The sequence below is a fragment of the Streptomyces sp. NPDC004667 genome, assembly GCF_040609475.1.
Classification (GTDB): Bacteria; Actinomycetota; Actinomycetes; order Streptomycetales; family Streptomycetaceae; genus Streptomyces.
On record NZ_JBEXKC010000069.1, the window covers coordinates 37,847 to 44,571 of the forward strand.

General features: G+C 69.5%; 7 protein-coding genes. 6 read left to right on the forward strand and 1 reads right to left on the reverse strand.

Translation table 11 applies throughout. The features are described from left to right. Positions 1–112: 112 nt before the first annotated feature. From ABZW32_RS29915 to ABZW32_RS29940, 6 genes are all read left to right on the forward strand, one after another. Entirely contained in the window at positions 113–505 is a 393-nt protein-coding gene (locus ABZW32_RS29915) for a DUF742 domain-containing protein (protein WP_030227311.1), read from the forward strand. Next, positions 486–1,070, forward strand: a complete 585-nt coding sequence (locus ABZW32_RS29920; protein WP_100660867.1) for an ATP/GTP-binding protein — start codon at positions 486–488, stop codon at positions 1,068–1,070. Before ABZW32_RS29915 ends, ABZW32_RS29920 begins: the two co-directional genes overlap by 20 nt. A 292-nt stretch (positions 1,071–1,362) precedes the next feature. After that, positions 1,363–4,611 (forward strand): nitrate- and nitrite sensing domain-containing protein, encoded by a 3,249-nt coding sequence (locus ABZW32_RS29925; RefSeq protein WP_356221690.1) that lies wholly within the window; start codon positions 1,363–1,365, stop codon positions 4,609–4,611. A gap of 10 nt (positions 4,612–4,621) precedes the next feature. Further along, positions 4,622–5,035, forward strand: a complete 414-nt coding sequence (locus ABZW32_RS29930; RefSeq protein ID WP_030037347.1) for a roadblock/LC7 domain-containing protein — start codon at positions 4,622–4,624, stop codon at positions 5,033–5,035. A gap of 93 nt (positions 5,036–5,128) precedes the next feature. Continuing rightward, positions 5,129–5,686 (forward strand): DUF742 domain-containing protein, encoded by a 558-nt coding sequence (locus tag ABZW32_RS29935; RefSeq protein WP_100660868.1) that lies wholly within the window; start codon positions 5,129–5,131, stop codon positions 5,684–5,686. Beyond that, a complete protein-coding gene (locus tag ABZW32_RS29940; protein ID WP_136214583.1) occupies positions 5,667–6,251 on the forward strand; it encodes an ATP/GTP-binding protein in 585 nt (194 codons plus the stop codon). The genes ABZW32_RS29935 and ABZW32_RS29940 overlap by 20 nt, the downstream gene beginning before the upstream one ends. A 161-nt stretch (positions 6,252–6,412) precedes the next feature. On the opposite strand, the gene ABZW32_RS29945 is transcribed toward ABZW32_RS29940, so the two are convergent. Further along, the gene (locus tag ABZW32_RS29945; protein WP_356221695.1) at positions 6,413–6,613 is read right to left on the reverse strand and encodes an acyl-CoA carboxylase subunit epsilon; all 201 of its coding nucleotides are present in this window, start codon (positions 6,611–6,613) and stop codon (positions 6,413–6,415) included. Between the last annotated feature and the right edge of the window lie 112 nt (positions 6,614–6,725).

A 6,725-nucleotide genomic window follows, 5' to 3' on the forward strand; every position in this document is an offset into this window, starting at 1 on the left:
ACCGGGACTCCGCTCCCGGAAACCAGTACCCCCGTCAGGCCGTCATCACGTCCCCCCACCGGCCGCCCCGTCAGACGGCACGCTGACCACTGCTGTCCAGCCCGGAGGATCAATGACCCCGCCCCCCGCCTATCCCGACGCGTACGGAGATTCGTACTCGGAAGGCGACCAGCCGCTGGTGCGTCCGTACGCGATGACCGGCGGCCGTACCCGGCCGCGCTACCAGCTCGCCATCGAGGCGCTGGTCAGCACCACGGCCGATCCGATGCACCTCTCCACCCTGCTCCCGGAGCACCAGCGCATCTGCACCTTGTGCCGCGAGGTGAAGTCGGTCGCGGAGGTCTCCGCACTGCTGTCGATGCCGCTCGGTGTCGCCCGGATCCTCGTGGCCGACCTGGCCGAGGCCGGAATGGTGGCCATCCACCAGCCGGGCAATGGAGAGGCCGGCGGAACGCCGGATGTAACGCTGCTCGAGAGGGTTCTCAGTGGACTTCGCAAGCTCTGACGCCGGAGCGGCTCCCCGCTCCACCACCTCCGCGAAGATCGTGGTGGCGGGCGGCTTCGGCGTGGGCAAGACCACGTTCGTCGGCGCGGTCTCCGAGATCAACCCGCTGCGCACCGAGGCCGTGATGACGTCCGCGAGCGCGGGCATCGACGACCTCACGCACACCGGTGACAAGACGACCACCACGGTCGCCATGGACTTCGGCCGCATCACCCTGGACCAGGACCTGATCCTGTACCTCTTCGGTACGCCGGGTCAGGACCGCTTCTGGTTCATGTGGGACGACCTGGTCCGCGGCGCGATCGGCGCCATCGTCCTGGTCGACACCCGCCGTCTCGCCGACTGCTTCCCCGCCGTCGACTACTTCGAGAACAGCGGCCTGCCGTTCGTCGTGGCGCTCAACGGCTTCGAGGGGCACCAGCCCTACACGCCGGAGGAGGTCCGCGAGGCCCTCCAGATCGGGCCCGACGCCCCGATCATCACCACCGACGCCCGCCACCGCGCGGACGCCAAGAGCGCGCTCATCACGCTCGTCGAGCACGCGCTGATGGCCCGGCTCAAGTAACACGGCTTCCAGGTCGATTCGCAGAGGCGGGCTGTGTCATCCGACACGGCCCGCCCCTGTCGTTCATAACGTTTCGACAGAGAATTGCCGCCAGCCGGGCACAGCGCGCGTTCGGCTGGTATCACTGCGCGCACAACTGTCCCGGTTTTTGCCGTAGCTCGCTCTTTATGTCCGGTTTATGCGGGACATAAGGCTCTGGGAATGGCGGATTTCAACTGTTTGGAACACGGCCGTTCAACATGCTGCAATTCAACGAACCAGCTAGTAGCACCGCCGAGAGGTTGTTGGTCGAGTGAGGCGAAGCAACTCGAGCCCCGCGGATGAACCCGCGCGCGGCAACTTCACCCCGCCGCCGCGCGCGGCCGCGTCTCCCGTCGACGTACCCGTGGAACCACCCACCGGTGGCGGCGGCAGCACCAGCAAGTTCTCCCCCCGCAACTGGCGCGTGCCGACCCGTCTGAACGCCATCCTCCTCGTACCGGCCCTCGTGGGACTGGTCATGGGCGGCTTCCAGGTCAAGGGTTCGGTCGACAGCTGGAACGAGGCCAAGGACGCCGAGCAGACCGCGCGGATCGTCCAGGCGGCGGCCGAATACGGCCAGGCCCTCCTCAACGAGCGTGACCTCACCGCCGAGCCCCTCCTCAAGGGCGACCGCGCCAACCAGGCCGTGACGAAGGCCTACGCGGCCACCGACGCGGCCAAGGCCAAGTTCGCCGAGGCCGCCAAGAACCTGCCGCAGAAGCAGGGTCTGGAACGGCGCCTGGAGCTCTTCCGCCAGGAGGAGCCCAAGCTGGAGCAGGTCCGCAAGACGGCCTACGCCGTCCCCGAGACCCCCAAGAAGAACCTCCCCGCCGCGGCCGGCCCCATCCCGACCGAAGAGGGGTACGTGCTGGTCCAGCACTACCTCATGCAGTTCTCCAACGAACTGGGCCTGGGCACCGGCAACGTCACCAGCTACGGCCGCATGGTCTACGCGGTCGAGCTGGCCAAGGCCGCGAACTCGCTCCAGCGCTCCGTCGGTACGCACCTGCTGGTGCGCCCGAGCGAGGACGAGAACGTCCGCAAGGCCCAGCTCGTCGCCTTCTCCTCCTACGCCTACCTCGAAGAGATCGCCATCGGTGAGTACGTCGCCGCCGGCACCGACGAGGACACGAACCGGCTGAAGGAGGTCATGGGCAAGAAGTCCCAGGAGGGCGCCGCCAAGCTCGCGCAGGCCAAGCAGGCCGCCGAGCAGTCCGGCAGCACCACCTTCAAGGCTCCGCCCGTGGTCAACGGCTCCGCGCTCACCGGTATGACCGAGGCGATAGCCAGCGGCGACAAGCCCGCCAAGCTCGCGCTGAACGGCACCACCGCCCCCGCCTGGCAGGCCGCCGCCACCGCCAAGTTCGACGCCTACGCCGAGATCGAGAAGGACCTCCTCGACAAGGCCGTCAAGGACGCCGTCGCGGTCTCCGACAAGTCGCAGAGCGACGCCATCCTCACCGGCGCGATCGTGGTCGTGGCCATGCTCGCCGCGTTCATCCTGGCCGGCATGATGGCCCGCCAGATGAGCCGCGCGATGCTCCGCCTGCGCAGCTCCGCCTTCGACGTCGCCGAGCAGCGCCTGCCGATGCTCGTCGACCAGCTCTCGCGCACGGACCCGGGCAAGGTCGACACCCGCGTCCAGCCGATCCCGATCAACTCCCAGGACGAGATCGGCGAGGTCGCGCGCGCCTTCGACCAGGTCCACCGGGAAGCGGTCCGGCTCGCCGCCGAGCAGGCGCTCCTGCGAGGGAACGTCAACGCGATCTTCACGAACCTCTCCATGCGCAACCAGTCGCTGATCGAGGGCCAGCTGACCCTCATCACCGACCTGGAGAACAACGAGGCCGACCCGGACCAGCTGGAGAACCTCTTCCGCCTGGACCACCTGGCCACCCGTATGCGCCGCAACGGCGAGAACCTCCTCATCCTCGCGGGTGAGAACCCGGGCCGCCGCTGGGACCAGCCGGTCCCCCTCGTCGACGTGCTGCGCGCCGCCTCCTCCGAGGTGGAGCAGTACGAGCGCATCGAGCTCTCGGGCGTCTCCGAGGCCGAGATCCACGGCCAGGCCGTGACCGACCTCGTGCACCTGCTCGCCGAGCTGCTGGAGAACGCCACCACGTTCTCCTCCCCGCAGACCAAGGTCCGCGTCAACGCCACGCGTCTGCCCGACGGCCGCGTGATGGTCGAGATCCACGACAAGGGCATCGGCCTCACCGCCGAGGACTTCGCGGACATCAACCACAAGCTCGCCAACCCGCCGACCGTGGACGCCGCGATCTCGCAGCGCATGGGTCTGTTCGTGGTCGGCCGGCTGGCGGACCGTCACAGCATCCGCGTGCAGCTGCGCCCCTCGGGCGAGGCCGCAGGCACCACCTCGCTGGTCATGCTCCCCGACGCCATCACCCACGGTGGCGGTGGCGAGGGCATCCCGGACGACGACTTCACCGTCTCCTCGATCATTCCGGAGCAGCAGAGCCAGCAGGCCGCCCCGCTGCGCACCGCCGCCGAGCTCGGCTTCGACGACTCGCGCTACGACGCCCAGGGCGGGCAGGGCGGGCAGGGCCCCGACGGGGCGCCGGTCGACCCGGTCGTGCGGTCCCTGGGCCGCGAGGAGCGCCGGGCCCAGCTGGAGGCGCAGGTCGGCTTCCCGCAGGAGCAGCAGTCGCCGCCGCCGCATCCGCAGCAGCAGCAGCAGCAGCAGCCGGAAGGTGCCGGACAGCAGTATCCGGAACCCCAGCCGGAGCACGCGTACCAGCCGTACCAGGGCTACGAGCAGCCGGCCGCGCCGGCCTACGAGGCCCCGTACGAGAACGCGCAGCAGCCCCAGTCCTACGAGGCGTACCCCGACCAGGGATATGCCTATACGGAAGACGGCTACCCGGAGCAGCAGCAGCCCGCTCAGGCGTACGACGGCGGTTACGAAGAGCAGTCACCGCAGGCGGTGTGGCCTGAGCAGAACGCCTTCCCGGCCTCCTACCAGCAGGACTACGGGATCGAATCGGAATCCCGGCCCGCTCCCGAACCGGCCCGGGAACGCGTAGGCTTCGACCGTCCGGGCGCCGCTGCCGACACCGGTCACGAAATGACCGGAGCGGGCCTGCCGCGACGCGGCAGCCAGCAGCAGTGGCAGCCGGCACAGCAGGAAGCGGAGTCCTCCGGATCCCTCTTCGAGCAGCGCCCGCAGCGTCAGCAGCAGGCCGCCGCCGCGGAGAAGGCCCCGGCGGAGGAGACGGAAGACGGCGCCGCGTGGCGTTCGCGCAACGACGAGCGCTGGCAGCAGGCCGGCAAGCTCCGTGAGCCGAAGGCGGGCGGGGTCACCTCGTCCGGTCTCCCTCGGCGGGTTCCCAAGGCCAACCTGGTCGAGGGCGCCGCGGAGACGACCCCGCAGGGCGGCCCGCAGGTCTCCCGCGCACCGGAGGACGTCCGTGGCAGGTTGAGCAACCTGCGACGCGGTGTCCAGCAGGGACGCAGCGCGGGTTCCGAGCAGTCAAGTAACAGCTATGACCAGGAGCGTTAGTGTGAGCCCGATGAGCCAGGCGGCACAGAACCTGAACTGGTTGATCACCAACTTCGTGGACAACACCCCTGGGGTGTCCCACACCGTGGTGGTCTCCGCCGACGGCCTTCTTCTGGCGATGTCCGACGGGTTCCCGCGTGACCGCGCCGATCAGCTGGCGGCCGTGGCCTCCGGTCTGACGTCGCTGACCGCGGGAGCCTCCCGGATCTTCGAGGGCGGCGCCGTCAACCAGACCGTGGTCGAGATGGACCGGGGATTCCTCTTCCTCATGTCCGTCTCCGACGGATCGTCCCTCGCGGTGCTCGCGCACCCCGAGTGCGACATCGGCCTCGTGGGCTACGAGATGGCCCTTCTTGTCGATCGCGCGGGCAGTGTCCTGACTCCGGATCTGCGTGCCGAGCTGCAGGGAAGTCTTCTCAACTAACAGACAGGCAGTGTGTTTCGCGTCATCGCACCGTAGGGTGCGGTGGCGCGGTTCCACAGGGAGTACTGCGTTCTTGGAGTCGGAGGAGGAAACGTGACAACACCCGGAGGACATCCTTATGGCGGCGCGCAGCAGCCGCAGGGTGGGCACGACCAGAACCGCTTCAACTTCCCCTCGGCTCCCAGCCGGCCCGTGCCGGAGCAGAACCCCTACCAGCACCAGCAGTACGGCCAGCCCCAGCAACCCCCGTATTCCCAGCGCCCTTCGCAGCAGCCGTTGCGCGGCTCCCAGCCGCAGGCTCCGAAGGCGCACAACCCGCTGGTGCGTCCGTACGCGATGACCGGCGGCCGTACCCGGCCGCGCTACCAGCTCGCCATCGAGGCGCTGGTCAGTACCACGGCGGATCCCGCACGGCTGCAAGGGCAGTTGCCCGAGCACCAGCGCATCTGCCGCCTGTGCCAGGAGATCAAATCCGTAGCGGAGATCTCGGCACTTCTCTCCATTCCTCTTGGTGTCGCCCGCATCCTCGTAGCCGACCTGGCGGAGGCGGGCCTTGTCGCCATTCACCAGCCCGGCGGCGACGAGTCCGCCGGCGGCCAGCCAGATGTGACACTGCTCGAAAGGGTGCTCAGTGGACTTCGCAAGCTCTAACGGCGGAGCGGCTCCCCGCTCCACCACCTCCGCGAAGATCGTGGTGGCGGGCGGCTTCGGCGTGGGCAAGACCACGTTCGTCGGCGCGGTCTCCGAGATCAACCCCCTGCGCACCGAAGCCGTGATGACCAGCGCCTCGGCCGGCATCGACGACCTCACCCACACCGGTGACAAGACGACCACCACGGTCGCCATGGACTTCGGCCGCATCACCCTGGACCAGGACCTGATCCTGTACCTCTTCGGTACGCCCGGTCAGGACCGCTTCTGGTTCATGTGGGACGACCTGGTCCGCGGCGCGATCGGCGCCGTGGTCCTCGTCGACACGCGCCGTCTCGCGGACTGCTTCCCCGCCGTCGACTACTTCGAGAACAGCGGCCTGCCGTTCGTGATCGCGCTCAACGGCTTCGACGGCCACCAGCCGTACACGCCGGAGGAGGTCCGCGAGGCCCTCCAGATCGGGCCCGACGCCCCGATCATCACCACCGACGCCCGCCACCGCGGGGACGCCAAGAGCGCGCTCATCACGCTCGTGGAGCACGCCCTGATGGCCCGCCTGCGGTAGCCGTCCCCCTCGTACGCCGGAGCGCCGGGATCCTCCAGAGGATCCCGGCGCTCCGTCTTTTCCACCCCGCGCGCGGCACGCCGAACGGCCGCCCGCCGCACCCCGACCCGGTGGGTCGAGGGCGGCGGACGGCCGTCGGGCGAAGCGGTGGCGCGTGTCGGCTAGCCCTGCCAGCTGTGCGGGGCCTGGAAGCCCCGGCTGCGCTCCAGGCGGCGCCAGCCGGCCTGGGAGCGGCGGGTGGTGGCGGCCTCCTCGGGCGTGGCGGCGGCGCGGGCGAGCAGGATCGCGGTGATCGCGGCCAGCTCCTCGGGCGCGGCGTGGCCCTTCTCGACCTTCAGCAGGGTGTCGGTGGCGGTGCTCATCGGTGGCAGGTCTCCTTCGCTCGTTACTGCGGCGGGTTGCCGTGCTTGCGGGACGGCAGGTCGGCGTGCTTGGTGCGGAGCATCGCGAGGGCGCTCACGAGCACCTCGCGGG

Bases quoted from the DNA above. Each gene is read 5' to 3' on its own strand.
- ABZW32_RS29915 (WP_030227311.1), top strand. From the start codon at position 113: ATGACCCCGCCCCCCGCCTATCCCGACGCGTACGGAGATTCGTACTCG.
- ABZW32_RS29930 (WP_030037347.1), top strand. From the start codon at position 4,622: ATGAGCCAGGCGGCACAGAACCTGAACTGGTTGATCACCAACTTCGTG.
- ABZW32_RS29945 (WP_356221695.1), bottom strand. From the start codon at position 6,613: ATGAGCACCGCCACCGACACCCTGCTGAAGGTCGAGAAGGGCCACGCC.